The sequence below is a fragment of the Acinetobacter halobius genome, from assembly GCF_044130335.1.
Taxonomy (GTDB): Bacteria; Pseudomonadota; Gammaproteobacteria; order Pseudomonadales; family Moraxellaceae; genus Acinetobacter.
In genome coordinates this window covers 74,727-97,480 of the sequence record NZ_JBIQOD010000011.1, presented here as the reverse complement: position 1 = coordinate 97,480, position 22,754 = coordinate 74,727, and the positions used below count along the sequence as shown (strand labels likewise).

The 22,754-nt window shown below is 42.1% G+C and carries 29 protein-coding genes and 1 pseudogene; 27 read left to right on the top strand and 3 right to left on the bottom strand.

Annotated elements, in window-relative coordinates; all coding sequences use genetic code 11:
- Positions 1 to 156: 156 nt before the first annotated feature.
- Positions 157 to 1,089, bottom strand: coding sequence for an IS5 family transposase (locus tag ACE01U_RS11155; RefSeq protein WP_395579480.1), 933 nt, complete (start codon positions 1,087 to 1,089; stop codon positions 157 to 159).
- A gap of 135 nt (positions 1,090 to 1,224) precedes the next feature.
- Between ACE01U_RS11155 and ACE01U_RS11150 the strand changes: the two genes are divergently transcribed.
- Positions 1,225 to 1,593, top strand: a complete 369-nt coding sequence (locus tag ACE01U_RS11150; protein WP_395579479.1) for a hypothetical protein — start codon at positions 1,225 to 1,227, stop codon at positions 1,591 to 1,593.
- A 62-nt stretch (positions 1,594 to 1,655) separates the two neighbouring features.
- A pseudogene (locus ACE01U_RS11145) lies at positions 1,656 to 2,588 on the top strand (IS5 family transposase).
- A 481-nt stretch (positions 2,589 to 3,069) separates the two neighbouring features.
- On the opposite strand, the gene ACE01U_RS11140 reads toward ACE01U_RS11145, so the two are convergent.
- Positions 3,070 to 4,131, bottom strand: a complete 1,062-nt coding sequence (locus ACE01U_RS11140) for a phage portal protein (protein ID WP_395579478.1) — start codon at positions 4,129 to 4,131, stop codon at positions 3,070 to 3,072.
- Positions 4,128 to 5,909: a terminase large subunit domain-containing protein gene (locus ACE01U_RS11135; RefSeq protein WP_395579476.1), complete on the bottom strand. Its 1,782-nt coding sequence runs from the start codon at positions 5,907 to 5,909 to the stop codon at positions 4,128 to 4,130. The genes ACE01U_RS11140 and ACE01U_RS11135 overlap by 4 nt, the downstream gene beginning before the upstream one ends.
- Before the next feature lie 137 nt (positions 5,910 to 6,046).
- On the opposite strand from ACE01U_RS11135, the gene ACE01U_RS11130 reads away from it, so the two are divergent.
- The 25 genes from ACE01U_RS11130 to ACE01U_RS11010 all read left to right on the top strand — a co-directional run bounded on the left by ACE01U_RS11130 (position 6,047) and on the right by ACE01U_RS11010 (position 22,463).
- Positions 6,047 to 6,931 (top strand): GPO family capsid scaffolding protein, encoded by an 885-nt coding sequence (locus ACE01U_RS11130; protein WP_395579475.1) that lies wholly within the window; start codon positions 6,047 to 6,049, stop codon positions 6,929 to 6,931.
- 26 nt (positions 6,932 to 6,957) lie between these two features.
- Positions 6,958 to 7,986, top strand: coding sequence for a phage major capsid protein, P2 family (locus tag ACE01U_RS11125; RefSeq protein WP_395579474.1), 1,029 nt, complete (start codon positions 6,958 to 6,960; stop codon positions 7,984 to 7,986).
- Positions 7,986 to 8,813 carry a phage terminase small subunit gene (gene gpM, locus ACE01U_RS11120; protein ID WP_395579473.1) on the top strand — a complete coding sequence of 276 codons (828 nt, stop codon included), beginning with the start codon at positions 7,986 to 7,988 and terminating at the stop codon, positions 8,811 to 8,813. Before ACE01U_RS11125 ends, gpM begins: the two co-directional genes overlap by 1 nt.
- A gap of 5 nt (positions 8,814 to 8,818) precedes the next feature.
- On the top strand, positions 8,819 to 9,217 hold the full coding sequence (locus ACE01U_RS11115; protein ID WP_395579472.1) for a head completion/stabilization protein: 399 nt from the start codon (positions 8,819 to 8,821) through the stop codon (positions 9,215 to 9,217).
- Entirely contained in the window at positions 9,214 to 9,417 is a 204-nt protein-coding gene (locus ACE01U_RS11110) for a tail protein X (protein ID WP_395579470.1), read from the top strand. Before ACE01U_RS11115 ends, ACE01U_RS11110 begins: the two co-directional genes overlap by 4 nt.
- Positions 9,418 to 9,456: 39 nt before the next feature.
- On the top strand, positions 9,457 to 9,828 hold the full coding sequence (locus tag ACE01U_RS11105; RefSeq protein WP_151707233.1) for a hypothetical protein: 372 nt from the start codon (positions 9,457 to 9,459) through the stop codon (positions 9,826 to 9,828).
- Positions 9,829 to 9,840: 12 nt separating this feature from the next.
- Positions 9,841 to 10,362 carry a glycoside hydrolase family 108 protein gene (locus tag ACE01U_RS11100; RefSeq protein ID WP_395579469.1) on the top strand — a complete coding sequence of 174 codons (522 nt, stop codon included), beginning with the start codon at positions 9,841 to 9,843 and terminating at the stop codon, positions 10,360 to 10,362.
- Positions 10,363 to 10,365: 3 nt separating this feature from the next.
- The gene (locus tag ACE01U_RS11095) at positions 10,366 to 10,761 is read left to right on the top strand and encodes a phage tail protein (protein WP_395579468.1); all 396 of its coding nucleotides are present in this window, start codon (positions 10,366 to 10,368) and stop codon (positions 10,759 to 10,761) included.
- The gene (locus ACE01U_RS11090; protein WP_395579467.1) at positions 10,762 to 11,199 is read left to right on the top strand and encodes a phage virion morphogenesis protein; all 438 of its coding nucleotides are present in this window, start codon (positions 10,762 to 10,764) and stop codon (positions 11,197 to 11,199) included.
- Positions 11,196 to 11,309 (top strand): Com family DNA-binding transcriptional regulator, encoded by a 114-nt coding sequence (locus ACE01U_RS11085; protein ID WP_216070289.1) that lies wholly within the window; start codon positions 11,196 to 11,198, stop codon positions 11,307 to 11,309. The genes ACE01U_RS11090 and ACE01U_RS11085 overlap by 4 nt, the downstream gene beginning before the upstream one ends.
- Before the next feature lie 43 nt (positions 11,310 to 11,352).
- Positions 11,353 to 12,177, top strand: coding sequence for a DNA adenine methylase (locus tag ACE01U_RS11080; protein WP_395579466.1), 825 nt, complete (start codon positions 11,353 to 11,355; stop codon positions 12,175 to 12,177).
- Positions 12,178 to 12,272: 95 nt separating this feature from the next.
- A complete protein-coding gene (locus ACE01U_RS11075; RefSeq protein WP_395579465.1) occupies positions 12,273 to 12,791 on the top strand; it encodes a phage baseplate assembly protein V in 519 nt (172 codons plus the stop codon).
- Positions 12,788 to 13,153, top strand: a complete 366-nt coding sequence (locus tag ACE01U_RS11070; RefSeq protein ID WP_395579464.1) for a GPW/gp25 family protein — start codon at positions 12,788 to 12,790, stop codon at positions 13,151 to 13,153. The genes ACE01U_RS11075 and ACE01U_RS11070 overlap by 4 nt, the downstream gene beginning before the upstream one ends.
- The gene (locus ACE01U_RS11065; RefSeq protein ID WP_395579463.1) at positions 13,150 to 13,368 is read left to right on the top strand and encodes a hypothetical protein; all 219 of its coding nucleotides are present in this window, start codon (positions 13,150 to 13,152) and stop codon (positions 13,366 to 13,368) included. The genes ACE01U_RS11070 and ACE01U_RS11065 overlap by 4 nt, the downstream gene beginning before the upstream one ends.
- Positions 13,365 to 14,264, top strand: coding sequence for a baseplate assembly protein (locus ACE01U_RS11060; protein WP_395579462.1), 900 nt, complete (start codon positions 13,365 to 13,367; stop codon positions 14,262 to 14,264). The genes ACE01U_RS11065 and ACE01U_RS11060 overlap by 4 nt, the downstream gene beginning before the upstream one ends.
- Positions 14,257 to 14,781: a phage tail protein I gene (locus ACE01U_RS11055; RefSeq protein WP_395579461.1), complete on the top strand. Its 525-nt coding sequence runs from the start codon at positions 14,257 to 14,259 to the stop codon at positions 14,779 to 14,781. The genes ACE01U_RS11060 and ACE01U_RS11055 overlap by 8 nt, the downstream gene beginning before the upstream one ends.
- Positions 14,782 to 14,789: 8 nt before the next feature.
- On the top strand, positions 14,790 to 15,680 hold the full coding sequence (locus ACE01U_RS11050) for a phage tail-collar fiber domain-containing protein (RefSeq protein WP_395579460.1): 891 nt from the start codon (positions 14,790 to 14,792) through the stop codon (positions 15,678 to 15,680).
- Positions 15,681 to 15,785: 105 nt separating this feature from the next.
- Positions 15,786 to 16,820, top strand: a complete 1,035-nt coding sequence (locus tag ACE01U_RS11045; protein WP_395579459.1) for a phage tail sheath protein — start codon at positions 15,786 to 15,788, stop codon at positions 16,818 to 16,820.
- Between the two features lie 3 nt (positions 16,821 to 16,823).
- Positions 16,824 to 17,432, top strand: a complete 609-nt coding sequence (locus ACE01U_RS11040; protein ID WP_395579458.1) for a phage tail sheath C-terminal domain-containing protein — start codon at positions 16,824 to 16,826, stop codon at positions 17,430 to 17,432.
- Between the two features lie 19 nt (positions 17,433 to 17,451).
- The gene (locus tag ACE01U_RS11035) at positions 17,452 to 17,958 is read left to right on the top strand and encodes a phage major tail tube protein (RefSeq protein ID WP_151707221.1); all 507 of its coding nucleotides are present in this window, start codon (positions 17,452 to 17,454) and stop codon (positions 17,956 to 17,958) included.
- Between the two features lie 43 nt (positions 17,959 to 18,001).
- Positions 18,002 to 18,328: a phage tail assembly protein gene (locus tag ACE01U_RS11030; protein WP_395579457.1), complete on the top strand. Its 327-nt coding sequence runs from the start codon at positions 18,002 to 18,004 to the stop codon at positions 18,326 to 18,328.
- Complete coding sequence (locus ACE01U_RS11025) at positions 18,325 to 18,462, top strand: GpE family phage tail protein (RefSeq protein ID WP_308463952.1); 138 nt, start codon at positions 18,325 to 18,327, stop codon at positions 18,460 to 18,462. Before ACE01U_RS11030 ends, ACE01U_RS11025 begins: the two co-directional genes overlap by 4 nt.
- Positions 18,459 to 21,041, top strand: coding sequence for a phage tail tape measure protein (locus ACE01U_RS11020; protein WP_395579456.1), 2,583 nt, complete (start codon positions 18,459 to 18,461; stop codon positions 21,039 to 21,041). Before ACE01U_RS11025 ends, ACE01U_RS11020 begins: the two co-directional genes overlap by 4 nt.
- 10 nt (positions 21,042 to 21,051) lie before the next feature.
- Positions 21,052 to 21,477: a phage tail protein gene (locus tag ACE01U_RS11015; protein ID WP_395579455.1), complete on the top strand. Its 426-nt coding sequence runs from the start codon at positions 21,052 to 21,054 to the stop codon at positions 21,475 to 21,477.
- Positions 21,474 to 22,463 (top strand): contractile injection system protein, VgrG/Pvc8 family, encoded by a 990-nt coding sequence (locus tag ACE01U_RS11010; protein WP_395579454.1) that lies wholly within the window; start codon positions 21,474 to 21,476, stop codon positions 22,461 to 22,463. Before ACE01U_RS11015 ends, ACE01U_RS11010 begins: the two co-directional genes overlap by 4 nt.
- Positions 22,464 to 22,754 lie beyond the last annotated feature (291 nt).

Genomic DNA, 22,754 nt, shown 5'->3' with positions numbered 1-22,754 from the left:
AACCCCATAAAGGTTACAACTTTTTCTGTTATTATTCATGTGTTTATATATTGTTTTTTATGGGCGTAACTTTTGTAACCCCATTTTTACTTCGACTTTTAAAAGGCTTTGTTGCACAAAGATTTAAAAATTAAGATTTCCCATATCTACTCAAATTTAAGTGGCAACTTGGGTGTGAGGTCTGCCTAAGTCCGTAAATTTATTTAAGACTGCCACACGTGCATGAATTTCATTGACTTGGCTTTGAAAGTTTCTCGCACAGAGTTTATCCCCCAATAATTTGATGCAATGCATCTTGGTTTCAACTAAACTTCGCCGATGATAGCCTGCCCATTTTTTCCATAGTGTCCTGCCTAAACGTTTAATTGTTCGAAGTAATTCATTTCGCTCTAACGAGCTGATCTTTGTATCTTTCCAAGGTTTCGCATTTTTTCTTGGCGGAATCACCGCATGCGCTTGCCGATCTGCAATGACTTGACGGCATTGCTTGGTGTCATAAGCTCCATCGGTATAAACAGAGTCAATCTGCTCATCTTGTGGAATCTGATCAAGTAAATCACCAAGTACCTGTGAATCACTCACATTATTGGTCGTGAGCTGAACATCGCGTATTTGCTGGGTTTTAGCATCTATACCAATATGTAATTTACGCCATTGGCGACGATATTCAGGCTGATGTTTCTTACGTTTCCATTCACCTTCACCTAGAAATTTCAAACCAGTGGAGTCGATAAGTAGGTGGAGCCCATCACTACTTTTTTGATAACAAATCGAAATATCAATATGCCTTTGTCTTCTGCAAATGGTGGAATAATCTGGCGCTGTCCAATTTAATCCGCAAAGTTTAATCAGGCTTTTCACAAAGCCAGTGACCATGCGTAAAGACAGACGAAATAAGGATTTAATCATTAAACAGCATTGGATGGCTGTGTCGGAATAAGTTTGATTTCGACCATGCCTGCCTTGTGGCTGCACATACCATTGAGTCTCAGGACCAAACCAAATTGTTAGATTACCACGATTGATCAAAGCGCGATTGTAGGATGACCAATTGGTTGTACAATAAATTTTAGGCGTAGGCTTATTCATTTGCGAATTATATTGCCGAATAAGACTTTATCGGTAGGTTTGTGCAACAAAGCCTATAAAAACTAGATAACTAAAATCTAGTATCTATAGGAGTTGTATTTCAACTCCTATACCTTTATTAAAATTGAGATTAGTATGAGTAAGAATCCACGCATCGGACCACATGAAGAAATTGAACTTGAATTAATGCGATCGAACAGAAAAAAAATAGCATTATTTGATTTTTTCCCACCAGAATTCGAAGACCCAGTTAAATTTGGTGAAATAAAATTAAAGTTAGAACAAGTTGATCATAAACATCTTAATAAAAAATTAAGTGTATATATTTTTTTCCTTCCCAATGAAGAATTAAGTGCTGACAAGCTTTTCACCTTAATTCAAATTAAGTTCACAAAAGAGGAAATAGATTTAGAGTTAGAGCGGGAAATCGGTTATCTTCTAGGGTATGAAAGAAAAGATATTGAACATTACATTAAATATATTTCAAAAAAATCAAATAGGTAGATTTATTGGGCTTTGTTGCACAAAGCTGTTCTTAAGGGCTTCTTCGGCAATATAATTTCCAAATGAAGAAGCCTACACACAAAATCTACCGCACAACCAATTAGGCCGCATATAACCGAGCTCTCATTAATCGTGGGAATATTGCCATTTGGTTCGATCCAAAAACACAATGGTATGCAGAACCTCAAGGCAAACAAGGTCGAAGTCAAACCTACTCCGACATAGCGATTCAATGCTGTTTGATGATTAAATCTCTATTTAGACTCACTTTACGCATGGTTACTGGCTTTGTTCAAAGCTTAATTAAACTTTGTGGATTAGATTGGACAGCACCAGATTTCACGACGCTTTGTAGACGACAAAAGTATATTGATATTCAAATTAGCTACCAGAAAAGTCGTGATGGGTTACACCTACTCGTCGACTCTACGGGTTTAAAATTTTTAGGTGAAGGCGAATGGAAGCGTAAGAAACATCAGCCTGAATATCATCGCCAATGGCGTAAATTACATATTGGTATAGATGCTAAAACCCTACAAATACGAGCTGTTCAGCTTACAACCAATAATGTCAGTGATTCACAGGTACTTGGTGATTTACTCGATCAGATTCCACAAGATGAACAGATTGACTCTGTTTATACCGATGGAGCTTATGACACCAAGCAATGCCGTCAGGTTATTGCAGATCGGCAAGCACACGCAGTGATTCCACCTAGAAAAAATGCGAAACCATGGAAAGATACAAAAAGCAGCTCGCTAGAGCGAAATGAATTACTTCGAACAGTTAAACATTTAGGCAGGACACTATGGAAAAAATGGTCGGGCTACTATCAGCGAAGTCTGGTTGAAACCAAGATGCACTGCATCAAATTATTAGGAGATAAACTTAGTGCTAGGAACTTTCAAAGCCAAGTCAATGAGGTACATGCCCGTATAGCCATTTTAAATAAATTTACAGAATTAGGCCGACCTCATACCCAAGTTGTAACTTAAATTTGAGCAACTTAGGAAAGCTCTATCTTTAAAATCTTTATGCAACAAAGCCCTTTTAAAATAGAAAAAGCTTTAAATAAAGTAATACGCATCTATATGCATCAAATTGCGTCACTGAGTAGCCATAGAATCGCCTCTAAGCCCTTTAGATCATAGGGGCTAGGTTTTCTATGCTGTTGCATCAAAAACGCGATATTTAGGAACCGCGCAGGCGGGAGAGGAGATTGCGTTTGGTCATGGGGCAAAGGTGAAATTATTGGTTGCTGTGTTTTGAAAATTTGATATTTAATGAATCAAAGAAGATGTCCATTGCCTACCATCGCAGTTGATCATAGTCCTCCAAGACTGGAGGCGGAAACCAATTAAATCTCAGGCATAAAAAAAGCTGACCAATGATAGCCAACTTAGATATAAACAATTGAATTAAAACATTATTACCACATTATTTCTTTGCTTTTTTTAGTAAAATATAGGTGGCTATTCACGCCACGTTTGTAGATAACAGCTCATACTGTTTGAACTTAATCACTTCATCGCCCAGTCTTTCATTGATCTGTTTCAATAGGTTTTGATAGTAAATAATTTCATTGTAATAAAAAACTTTTGCAGCCTTTTCAACATCACCAAAGCCACCCGCATTTTGTGGTACCACACCAATCAATTGAGGTGGGATACGATGCCCTGCTAATTGGTCATCTCGACTTGCAATTTTAATATTATAAAATTCATCTTTAGCCGCGACCTCTGCCAGTGGGATGACATTCACCCCTTTTTCTTTCCCTCCTGGTGTATAGAGCAATAGATTTTTAAAATTGCCTGCTCCTTTTGAATTCTCTAGTGCATCCTCAAGCTCAGTAACATCTGCCTGAGTATGCATGGCATCTGTGATATGCAGAATAAATCCTGCATGTGCACCATTTCTATAATAACGTCGACGAAACAACGTCGCAGATTCATTGAGAAGAATCGCATTGATGCTGCTCAGATAATTCGGGATACCATATACCTCTTGCCCAATGTCTGATTCAAATAAATGAATCATATCCTGTGGCTGAAATACATGATTGTGGGTTTGATCATAATCCAGTTGGTAATAACTGGATAAGTCCAAACCTCTCCGCATGTTTAAGGCGGGACGAGATCCAAGTCCAATAATTCCACCAAAGCGATTTCTTTTGATGTTCGCATAGCAATTTGCAAAGGTTAAAAGGTTCAGTGCCAAGGCATTAAAGTCATGTCGACTTAACAATGGATGAGGAATGAAATCACTGGTTAGGATGTTACGCTTCACAATCAAGGCACTGGTATGATGACTGGTAGCTCTGAACAATTTAGCAGTGGCCAGCATGTCATAAGGTAATTCATACCAGTCCTGCCATTTCGGGCAATAGCCATACTCAAACAAGGTATGACCATCAAGAACAGGTTCCGGCTGGCCAAAGTTGCTACAAACGATGGATTTTTTACTTGGGGCTTCCATTGGAGCAGCTGCGGGTGAGCTGAACCGTTGTAAAGCTTTAGGGACTAAACTTTTTAAGTTCATGATTTGAATACTCGAATTCGGCTACGTTGTACGCCTTGTTGTGATGGATCAATAGTGTCGACAATTGGAGCGTTCTCTAATCCATTCATGATTGCCCAAGCCATATCACCATGACCGTTTTCTGCTGACCGTGTCGTGATCAATGTTTTGTTGCCACCACCGCTTGTTAATGCTTTTTTGACTGAAAGGAATGCTTTGGCCACCGTGGTGAGACCAGCATCAAAATGCAAACGTCTTTTTTGAAACAACTCTTTCGCTCGTAATCCCATGCGAATTTTAAGTTCGGGGTTATAGTTCAGGCGAGTTAGTGCAGGGTAAAACTTAGCCACGTGCTCAGCCACGGCAATACCATTACCTGTGTTATCAATACCGATAAACGTGACGTTATAGCGCCCACACACTTTTTTAATATACAGCGCTTGTTCTTGGGCACTTAGTCCTTTGAACTGTTTCACCTCTAAGATTCGATAGGGTTCAAGCGGAGTACGTGGTGGAGCAATAACTGCTAACGCTGCATTGTCCCCTGTAAAAGATGGGTCATAGCCTAACCAAACCTCACCTTGATAATGCGGAGTCTCATTCGGCTTAAAGTCTTTCCACACTTGCCATGAATCCACCATATTTGGTGTGATTATTTTGAGAGGGAAATAGGAGCCTGAGTCATCAATAAACTCGCAGTCATATAGATTTGAAAATTCATCATCGCCATATTGATTAAGTAGCTTTTGACGATCAAACAGATCACAACCCTTGTCTTCCGCATCCGACAACGTCACAATTTGGCGGGTTTTTCCGTCCGCACATTTCACTGGCATTTTGAGTGCAGCTTTACTGACATCAATTTCGATAGGCAACTTTCTACCGCTATCCGTACCTGTCCAAAATTTATAGGCTTCATGCAAAATACTGGATGGCGTGGACATATAAATTTCTTTATACATTTTCTGCGATGCCATCGCGCTGGCCACTTTCTTGAACTGTAAAAATTTACGAATCCAAAAGAATTCATCCATGATTACATCACCATGACGGCCTTGCGCAGTTAGGGCATTGGTTCCCAAATAGTAAACCGTTGCTTGCTTAACTGGACCGTTAATCACGATTGGATCACCAGTCAATTCAATCCCGCAAACTTCAAGTACAAAGGCTTTGATGTATTCAATGAACTGGTAGGCCTGCGCCTTAGATGCCGACATGAAAATTTTATTCTTTCCAGTTTTGAGCAAGTCAATCAATGCCCATAGTGCAATGATATGGGTCGCACCAATCTGACGCGATTTAAGCAAAATGAAGATGTCACTTTCCTCAATCGCCTGCATCCACTCTTGTTGGTAAAGAAATAAGAAATCTTCAAAGGCTTGCTCGAGCAACTTGAGATCATCTTCGGTCAGCTGATTTTTAAGTTTTCGTTTTTTCGGTTTATCGTTACGATTTTCTAGTTTTGGATTGAGATCGGTTTGATTACCGCCCTCACGATAACGCTCAATTCTCGCCCAACGTTCAAACTGACTCCCAATAAAATCCATTTCTTTGTAATTCGCATTGCTCTTACCATCCATGAAAGTCAAAGCCATATATCGAACTTTTAGGCCTAAAGTCACATCATCGAATAAATCCGCCTTTTCCCAACCGTCGCGCTGTTTCCAGCTTTCAACGGTCGAACGATTCTCATCAAGTTGCTTTGAAATTTCAGATACAGACATCCCCATAGCAAACAGGATTCGTCCATGTTGCCGAGGATTTAATTGATCAAAAGTAATAGGTGAGGTCGTATTCATGTGCCTAATGTAGCCTTTTGACCACGAAAGCTATGAATCAAAAAATCCTGATTAAGGCTTATTCAGGATTGGACTAATTGCGAGCAAGTTTATTAGTCAGCAGACTGCATTTATCAGAAACATAGATGGAAATTTATATGGGACTTGCAGGTGAAGGACGTGTAGAAAAACGCTTTCGTGTAGCTCGTGAAGGTCAAACAGTCGATGGACGAGAACTCACTGGACAAGAAATTCAGCAGATGGGTGCAAGTTACAGTCTGGAAAAATATGGTGCTCGAATCAACCTTGAGCATTATTCAGGATGGTCACCTGAACCACCTTTCAATGCCTATGGCGACATCGTCAAAGTTGAAGCCGTACAAGAGGATGGTAAATGGGTGCTCTATAACACCCTTTCAGCCCTACCGAACTTTGTGGCGATGAATAAAAAAGGTCAGAAAATTTATCCATCAATTGAGTTCTATCGCAACTTTGCGGGGACTGGCATCGCCTATCAAGTCGGCCTTGGTTTAACAGATACTCCTGCTTCGCTTGGTACTGAACCCATTAAATTTTCATCGAATCAATTTGCCTTACGCACTCAACCCAACGTGGAGATTTTTATGTCCCTGACAGCTCCAACTGATCAAGACAATTCAGTTCCAAATGACCAAAAAGGCTTTTTTGAGCAGCTTAAAACCTTGCTCACCCCAAGCCAACCGAAAATTCCTGCTCAGCCTGACGATTTTCAAGCGGTGGTGACTCAAGGCCTAGTGACGGCTTTAAATGGTATTAAAGACCTGAATGAAAAGTTCAGCAAATTATCGGCTCCACCTGCGACTACACCCGTCCAACAAACCACTACGCCCGTTGCTCCAGTTGAACAACTTGTGCCTAGTGCAAGTGACCAATTCAGCCAAGCATTAGCCCCAATTCTTCTGTCGATTCAAGGTATGCAAACGCAGATTACTCAGCTCTCAACCACTGCTGTGAACCTGCCTCCCGCTGCAAGCGGTGGTGATACCGACCAGGTTTCATACTAATTCAATCATCTAGGAAATAATCAATTATGGCAGTCGTTCTCAGTCCAGTTGCACGGACAAAACTTTCCTCTTATATCGCAGACATTGCACGTGCCAATAATGTTGAAGATGCACGTCATACCTTTGCGGTTCAGCCTGTACCTGAACAAAAAATTATTGCGGCTTATCAAGAATCTGCAGACTTCTTAAAGATGATCAACGTATTCCCTGTTGATAATGCCAAAGGGGAAAAAATCGGTCTGCAAGTAGGTACAACCGTCGCAGGTACCACGGACACACGTGTCAAAGCGCGTACTCCTGTTCCAGTTGGAAATCTAGATTTACTGGATGAGTATGACTGTACCCAAACCAACTATGACGTGGCTTATTACTGGTCATTGTTAAATGCGTGGAAGCATCACCCTGACTTTAAAGCAAAGCTACAGGCAATGGTGATTAAAGCGATTGCATTAGACAAACTATGTATTGGCTTTAATGGTTTATATCGTGCTCCAACCTCCGACCGTGTAGCCAATCCAATGTTGCAAGACGTGAAAAAAGGTTGGCTACAAAAAATTCGTGACCTTGCCCCTGAGCAACATTATGAAGGTAAAGACGATGGTACGGGTAAATTGGTCACTGCGATCGGTGCAACCCATGAGTTCAAAACCGTCGATGGCTTGGTGGAGTTTGCCGTTGAAGAATATATTGCTGAACAGCACCGTGAAAGTGGTCTGATTGCCATTTGTGGCCGTGGCATTTTAAGTGACAAATATCTGCCATTGTTAAATACCATTCAAGATCCAACCGAGCAGCTGGCTGCACGAACCATTTATGCCAACAAGCAACTCGGCACCTTGCCTGCTATGCACGTTCCGAAATTCCCTGCAAAAACGATTTTGATTACCACGCCTGATAACCTTTCGATTTATCTGCAGTCAGGCACTTTGAATCGTTCTATCGTTGAGCAACCTGAATGGGATCGCGCGGTTGACTTCCAATCTGTGAATGAAGACTTTGTGGTCGAAGACTACAGTAAATGCGTCCTCATCGAAAACATTGAGGTAACAGCCTAATGTCAAATTCAATGCGTCAAGATCGTGAAAAAAAACTAGCTGAAAAGCGTTTGAGAATGGAACTCAGCGCTGATCCACGCTTGCTAAAAAAACGAGTGGCCAAAGGATTAGAAACCGCTCCTGAAAATGCTGCTGTTCAAGCGGATACAGATGCAACAACACCGACGGCTAATATTGAGCTTCGCTTATTCAATCATTTGAACCAGTTGAAAGACAATAAATCGGTGCAGGATAAAATTGAGCTGAAAAAGCAATGGTTACCTGAATATTACGGCTATATCGACGGCTGCCTCGCAATTTCACCTTCAGCTCAAAACACCTCACTAGTGACCTTAATGATTTGGGCAGTCGATGCGGGTCAATATGAATTAGCCGTCCGTATTGCTGAGTATGCCCTTTTAAATGACATGGTGATGCCTGAAGGTCATAGCCGTGGTATTGCAGAATTTATTACTGAGCAATGTGCCAGTGATTTTAATGACGATATTGATCTCGCCATTGAGAATGCGGAAGTGATTCAGCGAATCATTGATCTTGGTGTCGGAGAACAGATGGTCGATCAAGTTCGCGCCAAGATTTTCCGTTCATTAGGTGATGCTCTCAATGAAGCTCAACCTGTAGAAGCCCTGAATGCTTATAAAAATGCGTTGCGACTCAACAGTAAAGTCGGCTGTAAAAAAGAAGTTACAGCACTAGAAAAACTGTTGAACAAGCAATCAACCGAGTCGTCTCCCGACGCCACTGTCGGCTCGCAGGCAGATTCAACGACTGCTTCGGCAGCTGCTGAGTCTGATCCTGCGTCCACCGACTCTACGCCTACGGAGTAAGGATCATGCTGCTAAATGAACCCATTTCTGAACAGGTGGTGCAAAACCCTGAAGCTGACCGTCCAAACGTCAGTATCACAGACTTGCTCGGAACGGTTCGTTTAGACAAGTCCAAAGGTCAGGATCTGCTTGCCGAAAAAATCACACTGGCAATGGACATCATTAATGATCAAGTCCTGTTGCTAAAAATTGAGACTGAAGCGCAGATCCGCAAATACAAACGTGCTGTCTGTTATGAAACAGCAGCACTGATTTGTGAAGACAATTTGGATTTTGATACCACCACGGCAGGTCAATCGCGCGGTGAAAACCAACAAGCAAAAACGCAGTCATTGCGTCGAGTGGTCAACCACACGATCGCAGACTTAACCAATCAAAAACGCAATCGGATCAAACTGGTATGACTACCGTTTATGCCGTCCAAGGGGACACGCTTGATTCAATTGCTACCCGTTATTTTCCGAATAACCCGGTTCAGGTTTTAGCAGACTTGATTGAGCTAAATCCGACACTTGAAAGTGTCATTTTAGTTGAGCACCAAGCTGTGGTTTTGCCTGAAGCGATAACAACATCTACCACCCAAACACTTAAATTATGGGATTAAGTTATGTTAGAGCGCATAACAGCCCCGAAGGGGAAATCAATGAATGATCCGATTTCAATTAAAGGATTACCGTGGTTATTAAAAATTGCTGCTGCCATTTTAGGTGCAATTTTGGCACTAATTTTAAGTGGCGACATCGACACGGAAGGTCGAATCAAAATCACAGTAGGTGTGGTTTTAAAATTCACCATTAGTGTGGCCATCAGTTTATATGGTGGTTCTGCCTTTATTGAATATTACCAACTCACCTCTTACACCCTGATGTCGCAAGGTTTTGTCATGCTGATTTTTGCGGTATTTGGCATGTTGATGATCGGCATTTGGTATCAATCTTTACAGTTGTGGAAAGGCAAAACTGTCAGTGAAATTATCGCTGAAGTGAAAGCAGCCTTTTCAGCACTATTCAAATAAGGATCTCAAAATATGAGTCTTACTTTTGATACAGCATTCGATCGCTTGATTGGCCATGAAGGTAATTTTACAGACGATCCCAAAGATCGCGGTAACTGGACAACGGGTGTGATTGGTAAAGGCCAATGTAAAGGGACTAAGTACGGCATTTCAGCCATGACTTATCCTGATCTAGATATCCGAAACTTAACCCTAGATCAGGCCAAAGCCATTTATAAGCGTGATTGGTGGGATCGGATTAATGCCGATGACATTCATTCTGCAATTGTGTTTCAGGTTTGGGACTTTGCCGTGAATGCAGGCATGGGAACGGCCAAGCGTAAACTGCAAAAAGCGGTCAATATGGCCGAAGATGGGATCATTGGCCCGATGACCATTAAAGCCATCAAAAAAGCAGACCTGAATGATGTTTTAATGAAATTCAATGCTGCAAAACTCAAGCATTACACCAGTTTGAGCACTTGGCCTCGCTACGGTAAAGGCTGGACAATTCGCACGGCTGATCAGCTCAATTATGCGGCCTTGGATAATTAAGGTATGAAAGCCCTTATCCCTTTGAAATCATTTCTTGCAGAAAAATTGCCTGAAATGAGTCAAGACAAATGCCATTTACTCATCGTAAATGGCAACCAAGCTCAAGGCTACATGGAATATACGGTTCGGATTTTATTATTGGATTATCGTGGTGATCCAGTGGAAGTCCTGATGCTGTTGCGCAATTGGCTACAGTCTAAAAATCTGCATTTAGATGCGGCAAAAAAGGACATTCAAATTTCGTTTAGCAGCGAAATTATTGATACCAATACCTTTGACCTTGAAATTGATTTTCCACAACGTGACAAAATTGTTTCAGGTGAAAGTGGGTACCATGTTTGCCCCGAAATGGTTTGGAGTGATGATCAGGATAAATTTGTCCCAGTAGGAACTGAATAAGTGGATGCGATCGTTGGCTTAAACCATTGGCTTGACCAAATTGCCCTGCGTTTAGAACCAGGACAACGACGAGAGTTAATGCGTAGATTGGCTCAAGGTTTAAGAGTTCGGCATCGTGATCGAATCAAGCAGCAGCGTGATCCTGATGGCTATCGATTTATTCCACGCAAGCGCAATCAAATCGGTCGGATTAAGCGTCAAGGTGCGCTGTTTCAAAACATTGGAAAGCAACTTAAAACGGAATATTCATCTGACCATGCTGCCGTCGGTTTTGGTGGACGTACTGCATTTGTGGCCAAAGTTCACCAAGAGGGTGAAAATATTAAGCCGAATAAATTTGCCAAGGCCACACAATACCCGATTCGGAAATTGGTCGGCTTCAGTAAAGATGATGAAAATTGGATTCAATCAGAAATACAAAAATTCTTATTAATATGATCGAACTTAGATGTAAATGCGGAAAATTACTGGGTCGCATTGAAAAAATTACAGTAAAAATTGAAATCAAATGCCCTCGTTGTCGAGCGGTCAATCATTGGAACGCCTAGAGCGTCAGGTTAGATAGCCTAGAGCTACCAACGGAGATGACTTATGTCCCCGAAAACTAACCCGAATACTTTAACCAAACCAACGTATAACGCTTCAGGTCGTTCATTTTCAGGTTGGTTAGGTGGTAAATCACAACTGGCACGTACCATCATTGATATGATGCCTGAGCATAAACATTATTGTGAAGTGTTCGGTGGTGCTGGATGGGTGCTCTTTAAAAAATCGGCATCAACACTGGAAACCATTAACGATGTGAATGGCGATCTAATCAATCTGTATCGCGTCTTTAAATATCATCCTGATGCACTCGAAAAAGAATTTGAAATGCAACTTTTGAGCCGCGAAGAGTTTGAACGATTGAAGGCTGAAAATAGTAAATCCTTAACAGATATTCAGCGCGCAGCGCGTTTTTATTACCTGCTTCGCACTTGTTTTGGGGCGAAAATTGCAGAGCCAAATTTCTTCTCCCATGTGGAACGTAAACCACATTTAAAACTAGGAGACGAATTAAAAACTGTATTGTCGACCATCCATCAACGCCTTCAAAAGGTTAATATCGAAAACCGAAATTTCGACACTTTAATCAGTAAAATGGATCGCCCTGATACCTTATTTTATTTGGATCCGCCCTATTACAATTGTGAAAATTACTATGGTAAAGATATTTTTAGCCGTACTGACTTTGAAAAATTGCGAGACTTACTCAAAAATATTAAAGGTAAATTCATTCTGAGCCTAAATGATGTCCCTGCAGTCCGAGAACTTTTTGAGGGCTTTTACTTTCATACCAAACAAATACGCTGGTCATTAAACTGTAATTCTCAAGATGAAAATAACGGGAAAGAACTTATTATTACCAATTTTTAAATTCCTGAATAAGCGTTAATCAGGATACAGCTCCTCGCACTTTAAAACTAAATTGCCCATGATTTCGGTCATGGGCAATCTACGTTTATATGAGCATGAATAATCAACTTTTACGCCAGTTTCAGAATCTCGCTTGCATCGGTACAGTCATTGCCGTCGATGCATCTGCATGGAAAATGCGCCTAAAAATTGATGAAAATGAAACGGATTGGATTCCCATTCCAACGATGGCTGCAGGCATCGTCAAAATTTGGCGATGCCCCTCGTTAGGAGAGCAATTTTCCGTATCTGCACAAGGCGGTGAGCTTACCAGTGCGGTACCACAAATCAGCCTTTTCTCTGAAGCATTCCCACCTCCGAGTACAGATCAAAATGAAGTATTTGTACAAATCGGTGAGTATTTTTTTAAGGTCAATATTGCTTCAGGCGAAGCCGTTTTCAAACTCAATAAATGCACTTTTGATGTGCCTGAAACAGTCTTTACTGGAACTGTTCATGCTGAAAAAACCATTTCATCAGATGTCGATGTCAAAGCCAAAACCATTAGTTTAGTTGGACATAAACATCTCAAAGTACAAAGTGGAAATAGCGTATCAGGAGAGCCTCAACCATGAAAGGTATGTCTCGTCATACAGGCAGAGCGATTTCAGATAATGGCCAACTCCCTGCTCATTTACAGCAATCTTTACATGATCTTTTAACCACTTTGATTGGCACACGTTTGTGCCGTCGCAACTATGGCTCATTGGTACCGAATCTGATTGACCAACCCTGCAATGACTTTACCAAACTCAAAATCATGAATGCTTCAGCAACAGCGGTCGTTCGTTTTGAACCGCGTATCAAAATTAAGCAAGTTCAAGTTTCAAGTACAGATCAAGCCAGTGCTTGGGACATTACTATCATTGGAAATTACATCAGCCAATATCGCGAACAAGCATTTTCTCAAGCCTTTACTATTGGAGCTGCTGCATGAATAACATGGAAATTAAAAAAATTATATCTTTTCAAGATGGGGACTTAATCCATATCTCTATACAAGATCCATCAGAGATTGAATCAATCGTGAATGTGCTTAACCAGTTAAATAAGAGACCAATTCTATTTTTTTCGTTTCCGAATGGGCAAAAGTTTGAGATCGAAAAAATACCTGAAGAAATTATGAATGAGCATGGATGGTTTAAAAAATGAGTTCTCTCAATCGAGTCGACCTTTCGTCACTCCCCTTTCCAAACGTCCTCGAGCAGCTCGATTTTGAGGACGAACTTCAACAATGCAAAAATGATATTTTGGCGCGTGATCCTGAGCTTGCCGAGGCACTTAATTTTGAAAGTGAACCGATTGTTAAGGTGCTCGAAACATTCGCCTATCGTCTTTTGCTTAAAACTGGCCAAATCAATGCTAAAGCCAAAGCACTTATGTTGGCCTATGCAACAGGATCGGATTTAGACCATTTAGCTGCCAATCGTGGTGTATATCGACTGACGATTCATCCTGCACAGCCCAATGCAAATCCGCCTATTGAAGCAGTGATGGAGTCCGATGAATCTTTACGTCGTCGAACACATTTACAGCCTGAAAGCATGTCTGCTGGCTCAGTGGGTGCATATCAGTTTTGGGGACTGAGTGCGCATGGCCACGTCAAAGATATCTCCGTCGAAACGCCACAAGAAGGTCATGTCAATATTTGGGTTCAAAGCCATATGGATGAGCTTGCCCCCCAAACTTTACTGGATGCAGTCGATCTATCGCTTGATCCTGATACGCGTCGTCCGTTTACAGACGAAGTGCATGTCAAAGCGGCAACTGTTCAAGAATGGCAATTGAATGCCACATTAGTGCTTTTCCCTGGTCCTGATTCTGCCGTGGTCAAAGCAGCTGCCGAAGCAGATGCCCAAGCGTATATCGAAAAGATTTCTGCGCTTGGCTATGACGTTGCTCGCAGCGGGCTATTTCATGCATTACATCAAGGTGGGGTTCAAAACGTCCTTCTGAATAGTCCCGCTGCAGATATTATTTTGCCGAAGAATAAATATTCAAAATGTACAGGTGTAACAATCAATATTGTGGAGTTCCGCGATGTCTAAGCTATTGCCTCCCAATGCAACCAAACTTGAAAAAAACATAGAGCAGCTTGGTGAAAAAATTTCTAACCTTTCAGTGCCTTTTGTCGATTTACATCGTATTGATCGTTGTCCTGTTGCTCATTTACCGTGGCTTGCATGGCAACACCGTGTCGAATATTGGCTACCTGAATGGGATGAGCAAGAAAAGCGAAATGCCATCCAGCAAAGCCAATCCTTTAATGCGCAGCGCGGAACACGATCGTCCATTCAAAGCCTGCTCAGTACCGTAGTCAGTCATTTCCAAATCAAAGCATGGTACGAATTTACCCCCAAGCACCAACCCTTTTCTTTCGTGGTGATTATCGACCCACTCCACCTACTTAGTATTGATCAACTGTTACAAGTTCAAACCGCAATTGAAGCGACCAAATCTGCACGAGATAACTATTCCATTTCTGCACATGTTCAATCTGAAGGCTATTTATGGCTCGGTGGAGCATGTATCACAGGTGAAACGGTTTATATGGAAGCAATCTAGGATAATGTATGAGCTCTAAATATTATTTAACTTTGACCACTTATGGCTCAGATCTCATTGCCCAAGCGCATGAGTCTGCACCGCTAAATTTAAAAAATCTAGTAATTGGCGATGCCAATGGTGTGCCCTATGACCCCTTAAATGCAATTGACCGTACGCAGTTGGTCAATCAAAAAGCCAGTGTTTTAATCCAGCACCTAGAAGTGATCGACGATGTTGTTCGTATTCAAGCAACCGTCGGTGCAAACATTGGTGGCTTTAATATTCATGAAATTGGTCTTACGGACGAAACTGGACAGTTGGTTTATATTGGTAATTACCATGGTGGGTACAAATCAGTTTTTGAAGATGGTGCAGGTGGAGAACTATCCGTTTCCATTGACATTAGAAGCGTAGCTGCCAATAACATCAGCTTGGTTGTAGATCCTCATACCAATACAGCCACCCAAGCTTGGGTAGAGCAAAAGCTGAATGAAATGATGGATGTGATCAACCGTAAAGAAGACATTAAGGTTGGAGATTTATTTATCACCACTACCCTTTTTGAAGACTCAAATGCCGTTCAGGAGCATAAAGGTTTTGGAGAATGGGAAAAGTTCGGAGATGGACACGCCTTGGTCAGTCGTGCATTAGAATCCAATGCAGATGCACCTGCTTGGCTTAAAACTTTAGAGAATACTGGTGGTGAATTTAATCATCAACTTACCGTGGCGGAACTTCCAAAATTTAAAATGGATATTGATGTAAATACCAGTGATAGTGCAGGTTCAGCAAGACCATCTTTGAGTACAAGAACAGATGCAGCTTCAAATTTACAAACGAAAGAAATTGGCAGCGGTCAAGCACACAATATTATTCAACAATCTATTATCGTCGATGCATGGAAACGTACTGCATAGAATCAAAAATCCTGATTAAAGCTTATTCAGGATTCACCACATAGAAAAATAGCCCCCTTCAATTCATGATGATTTCAAAAGTAATTCAACTTTTATGGAGTCATCATGACAGAGTTTCACCACGGTATTACAGCGAAAGAATCCGCTCTAGGAAAAATTCCTATTCGCAATGCTGATACCAACACTATGGCCATGCTAGCGTATGCGGATGATGCAGATGAAGATACATTTCCGCTAAATACACCTGTATTGGTTACCTCAATTAATCGTGTTTTACCAAAAGCTGGTGCAACGGGAAATTTACGTAAAAATCTCGAAATCATTTCCGCAATCACCTCCCCAACATTAGTTGTCATTCGCATTGCCAATCCATTTATAAATGAAGAGTTTGATCAATCTCTAGTCATTGGTACAACAGTTGATAATGGACAGCGTACAGGGTTACAGGCCCTACTCACGGTTAAATCAAAATTAGGACTTATCCCGAAAATCATTTGTGTGTCTGACACTGAAACCATCGACGTTGCAAATGCATTGGGCGCAATTTGTAAAAAGCTACGTGCCTATTCTTACATTACCCCCCGCGATGACCAGGGCGTTATTTTTGAAAATCCTGAAGATGTGGTGAACTTCCGAAACATGTTGGCATTTCGCGAAATTGAACTGATTTGGCCTGAATGGACAAGTGGTAATGTTCTACTTGGAGAGGATATTGATACCGAACTTACAGCGACTCGAATTTACATTCGGCAAGACTCAATAATAACCCAAGGCTCTCTAACCTATGATCTCTATATTCAAGGGAACAAACTAGAAAGTAATGCTGTAGTTAGAACTGCAGAACAACCTAATGCTCCTAGTGTTTTCTTTAATCTCATCAACCAAATCTTAGCTAATCGTCAACCATCAGTAATGGTTGTAGACGCTGGCGGAGGTTTTGGACATTTCCAAATTAAGTCTAATTATGTCGATGGTGGAAAAGGTGAAGAAATGTACTTACCTGTTCGCATTATTTTAAAGCGTAATAGCCAAGCTGCTGATGACATCTTCCCATTATTCCTTGATCAAAACACAGGGTTATCTCTTGCCAGTCCTGCCGAACTTGTTTCTTTAGGCGACTCTAATTTCATGGGGCTCTAACTTATGGCACTTAAATACGGATCAGGCATTTTAACCGCTGCTGTCGTTGCCGCAGCACTACGTGCCGAAACTGACAAAAAAGTCGGTTTTCATAAGTCACTTTCCAATATCGCAGTGACAGGACCAACGGGCATTAGCCAACCCATTACGTGGGATCTTGAGGACCCCGACACCGATGCTGGCTACCTCAATAGCAATGAGATCACCACGATGATTTTGCATGATGGTGCTCGTTTTTGGGGTAACCGTAACTGTTCTGATGATCCACGTTTTGCTTTTGAAGTGGCGACCCGAACTGCACAGTTTTTGCTAGACACCATCATCAATGGCTGTTTTCCATTTGTCGACCAACCCCTTACGCCCTTCTTGGCCAAAGACATTATTGATTCGATCAATGCCAAATTGACTGAGCATGTAAATGCCAAACGCTTGATTGGAGCTTCGGTTTGGTATGACCCTGCTGAAAATACCACTGAAAACTTATCGCAAGGTTTGATGTGGATTGACTATGACTACACCCCAGTTCCAACACTGGAAAACTTAGGTCTCAATCAACGCATTACCGACCGTTATTTGGTCAACTTTGATCAACTTATCAATAACGCGGCTTAACGTATAGGAGCTGGATGCAATGCTTCCACGTACTTTGAAAAATTTTAATGTGTTCGTAAATACACATTCATGGGCAGGTGTCGCAGAAAGCGTCACCATTCCCAAAATTACCAAGAAAACTGAAGACTATCGTGGCGCGGGGATGATTGGTGACATCGCTTTGTCATTTGGCTACGAAAAGCTTGAGGGTGAAGTGGTATATGCAGGCTTTGATGTCAAACAGTACCGCCAGTTAGGAGTCTGTGGCACTTCGGATCTCCCTGTTCGTTATGTCGGGATGTATGAGCGTCAAGACAATTGCACATCGCAAATCGTGGAAATTTATACCCGTGGCCAAGCGATTGAACTTGATCCTGGTGATTCAAAAAATGGCGAAAAGACAGAGATCAAAATGTCTTACAACTATACCTATTACCGCATGGAAGTGGATGGTGTGGTTGAAGTCGAATTGGACTTCATTAACGGTGTTGAACGTTTCGGTGAAACGGATTTAGCACAAACCATCAAAGAATTGCTTGGTCTATAAGACCAGGCTTTTCCTCTCCCCATATTTTTAATGAGCACATGACATGACACCTGAAGTACAGCAACAAAACCAAGACACGATTCAAGCCCCAAACCTCCGCACCATCATCTTTGATGAAGGCTTTAAACGCGGTGAGCAGACCATTACCGAAATCGTGATCCGTAAACCCAAAACCCGTGCCCTTCGTGGACTGACATTGGTGAACGTGCTGCAACTCGACGTCGACACTTTGGCAAAACTGGCTCCACGTATTACCACACCAACCATGACTGAAAATGACGTTTATGAACTGGCACCTTCGGATCTCACCAAGTTGTCAAAGGAAGTGATCGGTTTTTTTGTGAAGGCCGAGGACGAAGACTTCCAATAAGTACCGATGAAGTCATTGCAGATTTAGCCGTGGTGTTCCATTGGACGCCCGACGTCTGTGATGACTATGAACTGGATGAATTGATGGATTGGCATGAACGTGCGCGGGCACGTTGGGAAACAGAGAGCAAATGAGTCAAATTAGCCTAAAAGCCATGTTAGAACTGGTGGACAAAGCCACTGCCCCACTTAAAGACATCATGGGTTCAAGTGAAAAGACCTCTGATGCTTTGCGTACCCAACGTGAAGAATTAAAGAAATTGAGCAAGTCTCAATCTGATATTACCTCTTTTCGTCGTTTATCCAGTGCGCTTAAAGGTACTCAAAAGGACTTAGAATCGGCACAGCAGACCGTTGCTCAACTTGCCCAAGCGCATGCCAATGTTGCCAAACCCACTCGGGCAATGACTAAAGAATTTGAAAAAGCCAAACAAACGGTTAGAGATTTAAAACAGGCAGAGCAAGATCAGCTTCGGCAATTGCAGATGCTTCGTACAGGCTTAAATCAAGCAGGTATCAGTACCAAATCCCTGAGTCGTGATGAACGTGATTTAAAGGCCAAAGTGGATACAGCGACTCAAGCTTTACAACGCAAAAAAACTCAACTCGATAAACAAGTTGCCAGTCAAAAACGGCTCAATGACCTCGTTCGGCAACATAAAAATGCACAGGACTTAATTGGTAAAGTTTCTGATACTGGAGTACGTGCAGGTGCAGCCGCTGCAGTCGGTGCGGGTGCTTTAGGTGTCCCAATCAAAGCTTTTGCTGAAGCAGAAGATGCAGCAACGACTTTAAAAGTCTCCATGATGCAATCGAATGGCCAAGTGGCCAATGAATTTACAGCCATCAATGAGCTGGCCAATAAGTTAGGCACACAGCTTCCTGGTACAACGGCAGACTTCCAATTAATGATGGCCAAGCTCGTCCAGCAAGGGATCAGCTACAAAGCCATTCTTGGCGGTGTTGGTCAGGCTGCGGGTTATTTGGCCGTACAACTGAAAATGCCTTTTGAAGATGCTGCTGAGTTTGCGGCAAAAATGCAGGATGCCACCAAAACCTCAGAAAAAGACATGCTCAGTTTAATGGATACGATTCAGCGTTCGTATTACTTGGGTGTCGACTCCACCAACATGTTGCAAGGTTTTTCCAAACTATCGGCAGGGATGAAAACGATTAAAGCCGAGGGCTTAGAAGGCGCTCAGGCGATGGCTCCCCTCTTGGTCATGGCAGATCAAGCAGCTATGGCGGGTGAATCTGCAGGTAATGCTTACAGTAAGATTTTTGCCTCAATGATGGACAGTAAAGGTATTCAAAAGGCCTTGAAAGGTTCAGGTATGTCCATGAACTTTACCAATGGTAAAGGTGAGTTTGGTGGACTGGACAATATGTTCAAGCAGCTTGAAAAACTCAAAGGCCTTTCAACCGAAGCACGTTTACCGATCTTGTCGGATATGTTCGGCAATGATGCAGAAACCATCCAAGCCTTAAACCTACTGATCGACAAAGGCAAAGCAGGCTATAACGAAACATTGGCAAAAATGAATGCTCAAGCCGACTTACAGACACGTGTTAATGAGCAGCTCGGTACCTTAAAAAATCTATGGGATGCTGCTTCAGGAACATTCACCAGTGCGATGACAAACTTCGGTGCTGCGATCGCACCTGAACTAAAGCAAGTCGTCACTGGCTTAACGGATATGACTGAAAAACTGGGAGCCTGGTCTAAAGAAAATCCTCAATTATCGAATGCCATTATGAAGACCATTGCGATTATCGTGATTCTGCTCGCTGCGTTTAGTGCGCTATCGCTTGCACTGGTGACCATACTCGGTCCAATGGCTTTACTGCGTCTGACGTTTGGCGTACTGGGAGCCAAAGGCTTCGGTTTAATTAATATCATCAAGCTGATTGGATCGGCCTTTATGTGGCTCGGTAAAGGCATCTTTTTTGTCGGTCGTTTAATGATGGCCAACCCTCTATTTTTAGCGATCGGACTTTTGGCCACGGCAGCCTATTTGATTTATCGCAATTGGGGTTCAATCAAACAATTCTTTGCGGACATTTGGAATTCGATTGGTACGTCAGGCATGACGACCACGCAAAAGATCGTTTTATTTTTTCAGCTTGCCCTTCAGAAAATTACCACCTTCATTTTGAACTGGTCTCCGATCGGACTGTTTTATCGCGCCTTTGCTGCCGTGATGAATTACTTTGGGGTGCAATTGCCAAGTACATTCACAGGCTTTGGCCAAATGCTCATGCAAGGACTGGCCAACGGGATCAGTAACGGCATTGCGGGTGTGATCGGTAGGGCAAAAGCTGCTGCAGCTCAAGTCACCAATACAGTAAAAGGTGCTTTTGGCATCCACTCCCCCTCCCGTGTTTTTACACAGTTGGGGGCATACAACATGCAAGGTTTGGCGAACGGGATCTCAAACAATAGCCATCTAGCCAGCAACGCAATCGGTACAGCCAGTCAGGATATGTTGGGCTTTTTTGATACCAGTGCTTTTAGTTTTGACCAACGTCCATCTATTTCAGCCAGTACCAAAAATGTCTCTGCAACAGCAGCTCCAGTGCAGCAAATTTTTAATATTTATGCTGCACCGGGTATGGATGAAAATGCCTTAGCACAATTGGTGGCAATCGAAGTGGCCAAGGCGCAGCGCATGCAACAACCAAGCAACGTCCGCAGCTATAGCGACAACGATTAAGGGGACAATCATGTTGATGAGTTTAGGACAATTCATTTTTCAGACCAGTACATTGGCCTTTCAAGAGATCCAACGCCAACGCTCATGGAGCTATGCCGAAAATGCCGTGGCCAATGGACGTGCGAAAAAGCAGTTCACTGGCGCAGGTTCAGACACGGTGACAATGCCTGGTCTCATTTATGAGGAATATGGCTTCGGTACACGCTTTGCGCTGGATGAATTGGCAAGCATGGCCGACACAGGACAAGGCTATGTGTTGATGGATGGTTCAGGTTATTTATACGGTGTCTTTGTCATCGACAGCATCGACGAAACCAAATCTATTTTGATGGACAACGGTGTCCCGCGTAAGGTTGATTACACCCTCAAGTTGAGCCGTGTTGATGATGAACGCATTGAAATGCAATCTGCTCCACAGCAAGAAGGTTCAGCATGATTAAAACGCCTATTTGTATGATTAGCGCAGACAATAAACCGTTAAATGAGCTTATTTCTAAGCGAATTTTAAGCGTTACTGTGACAGATAATCGCGCCAATGAAGCAGATGAATTGAGTATCGTGCTCGATGACCATGACGGTGCATTACAACTGCCAAAACGTGGTGTACGTCTGAATTGTCTGATGGGTTTTAAAGGTGAAGGCTTACACGATAAAGGCGACTTTATTGTTGATGAGACTGAATGGTCTGGTACGCCCGATCAAATCACCATTAAGGCATCCAGTGCCAATTTTAAAAGTAATATCAAAGAAGCGAAGTCTAAGTCATACCACCGCAAAACCTTTGGTGCGATTGCAACTGAAATCGCGCAAAACCATAAACTGACGCTGGTCATGGCAGCAGCTCTAAAGGCGATTACTTTAAGCCATATTGACCAAACCAATGAGTCGGATCTCAACCTACTGCAACGGTTGACCAAACAAAATGGTGCGGAAATGGCGGTGAAAAAAGATCGGCTTTTAATCTTTACTGCAGGCAGTGCCAAAACCGCTTCAGGTAAAGATTTACCCACCATCACTTTGACCAGGAACAGTGGCGACCAATTCCGCTACAGTGAACAGGATCGTGAGTCCGACCATACTGGTGTATCAGCCAGTTATCAGGACACTGGTAAAGCTAAACGTGAAAAGGTGGTGAATGGTGACAAAGGCAAGGTTAAACACCTAAAAGGGACATTTGCGAACAAAGCTGAAGCGGAACGAGCAAGTGCTTCGAAGATGGCTGAGATTAAGCGTCAAATGGCGAAATTCAGCATCAATTTAGCTTATGGGCTACCTGAGATCAGTACTGAGTCTCCAATCAATCTACAGGGCTTTAAGGCTGAGGTAGATAAGCTGAAATGGATCGTTGAAAAAGCCACTCATAGCTATGCTAAAAGTGGCGGATTGACTACTCAATTGGATTTAGAGGCAAACAAACATTAGATGATGAAATTTTTAGTGTGTATTACGATCTTAGTCATCCTCACTGCCTGCAACGCTCATAATATTAATACTAATGTGCGTGTAAGTATCTGCCTACAATGTGTTCAAGAGTAAATTAAGGCATGCATGCTTGAAGTATTTAGAGTAGCTCAGATAAGAGATTTAACGGCTCTACATCACATAATTCTTTTAAATAATTATATTCAATAAAAATATATAAGACTAAAAACAAGAATTTACAGATTGATTTTCACACGCAAAGCATTAATCTAACTTTATTTATATAATTTA

Excerpts from the sequence above, each read along its gene's own strand:
- ACE01U_RS11155 (WP_395579480.1), bottom strand. The coding sequence starts at position 1,089 with ATGAATAAGCCTACGCCTAAAATTTATTGTACAACCAATTGGTCATCC.
- ACE01U_RS11150 (WP_395579479.1), top strand. The coding sequence starts at position 1,225 with ATGAGTAAGAATCCACGCATCGGACCACATGAAGAAATTGAACTTGAA.
- ACE01U_RS11140 (WP_395579478.1), bottom strand. The coding sequence starts at position 4,131 with ATGAACTTAAAAAGTTTAGTCCCTAAAGCTTTACAACGGTTCAGCTCA.
- ACE01U_RS11135 (WP_395579476.1), bottom strand. The coding sequence starts at position 5,909 with ATGAATACGACCTCACCTATTACTTTTGATCAATTAAATCCTCGGCAA.
- ACE01U_RS11130 (WP_395579475.1), top strand. The coding sequence starts at position 6,047 with ATGGGACTTGCAGGTGAAGGACGTGTAGAAAAACGCTTTCGTGTAGCT.
- ACE01U_RS11125 (WP_395579474.1), top strand. The coding sequence starts at position 6,958 with ATGGCAGTCGTTCTCAGTCCAGTTGCACGGACAAAACTTTCCTCTTAT.
- gpM (WP_395579473.1), top strand. The coding sequence starts at position 7,986 with ATGTCAAATTCAATGCGTCAAGATCGTGAAAAAAAACTAGCTGAAAAG.
- ACE01U_RS11115 (WP_395579472.1), top strand. The coding sequence starts at position 8,819 with ATGCTGCTAAATGAACCCATTTCTGAACAGGTGGTGCAAAACCCTGAA.
- ACE01U_RS11110 (WP_395579470.1), top strand. The coding sequence starts at position 9,214 with ATGACTACCGTTTATGCCGTCCAAGGGGACACGCTTGATTCAATTGCT.
- ACE01U_RS11105 (WP_151707233.1), top strand. The coding sequence starts at position 9,457 with ATGAATGATCCGATTTCAATTAAAGGATTACCGTGGTTATTAAAAATT.
- ACE01U_RS11100 (WP_395579469.1), top strand. The coding sequence starts at position 9,841 with ATGAGTCTTACTTTTGATACAGCATTCGATCGCTTGATTGGCCATGAA.
- ACE01U_RS11095 (WP_395579468.1), top strand. The coding sequence starts at position 10,366 with ATGAAAGCCCTTATCCCTTTGAAATCATTTCTTGCAGAAAAATTGCCT.
- ACE01U_RS11085 (WP_216070289.1), top strand. The coding sequence starts at position 11,196 with ATGATCGAACTTAGATGTAAATGCGGAAAATTACTGGGTCGCATTGAA.
- ACE01U_RS11080 (WP_395579466.1), top strand. The coding sequence starts at position 11,353 with ATGTCCCCGAAAACTAACCCGAATACTTTAACCAAACCAACGTATAAC.
- ACE01U_RS11075 (WP_395579465.1), top strand. The coding sequence starts at position 12,273 with ATGAATAATCAACTTTTACGCCAGTTTCAGAATCTCGCTTGCATCGGT.
- ACE01U_RS11070 (WP_395579464.1), top strand. The coding sequence starts at position 12,788 with ATGAAAGGTATGTCTCGTCATACAGGCAGAGCGATTTCAGATAATGGC.
- ACE01U_RS11065 (WP_395579463.1), top strand. The coding sequence starts at position 13,150 with ATGAATAACATGGAAATTAAAAAAATTATATCTTTTCAAGATGGGGAC.
- ACE01U_RS11060 (WP_395579462.1), top strand. The coding sequence starts at position 13,365 with ATGAGTTCTCTCAATCGAGTCGACCTTTCGTCACTCCCCTTTCCAAAC.
- ACE01U_RS11055 (WP_395579461.1), top strand. The coding sequence starts at position 14,257 with ATGTCTAAGCTATTGCCTCCCAATGCAACCAAACTTGAAAAAAACATA.
- ACE01U_RS11050 (WP_395579460.1), top strand. The coding sequence starts at position 14,790 with ATGAGCTCTAAATATTATTTAACTTTGACCACTTATGGCTCAGATCTC.
- ACE01U_RS11045 (WP_395579459.1), top strand. The coding sequence starts at position 15,786 with ATGACAGAGTTTCACCACGGTATTACAGCGAAAGAATCCGCTCTAGGA.
- ACE01U_RS11040 (WP_395579458.1), top strand. The coding sequence starts at position 16,824 with ATGGCACTTAAATACGGATCAGGCATTTTAACCGCTGCTGTCGTTGCC.
- ACE01U_RS11035 (WP_151707221.1), top strand. The coding sequence starts at position 17,452 with ATGCTTCCACGTACTTTGAAAAATTTTAATGTGTTCGTAAATACACAT.
- ACE01U_RS11030 (WP_395579457.1), top strand. The coding sequence starts at position 18,002 with ATGACACCTGAAGTACAGCAACAAAACCAAGACACGATTCAAGCCCCA.
- ACE01U_RS11020 (WP_395579456.1), top strand. The coding sequence starts at position 18,459 with ATGAGTCAAATTAGCCTAAAAGCCATGTTAGAACTGGTGGACAAAGCC.
- ACE01U_RS11015 (WP_395579455.1), top strand. The coding sequence starts at position 21,052 with ATGTTGATGAGTTTAGGACAATTCATTTTTCAGACCAGTACATTGGCC.
- ACE01U_RS11010 (WP_395579454.1), top strand. The coding sequence starts at position 21,474 with ATGATTAAAACGCCTATTTGTATGATTAGCGCAGACAATAAACCGTTA.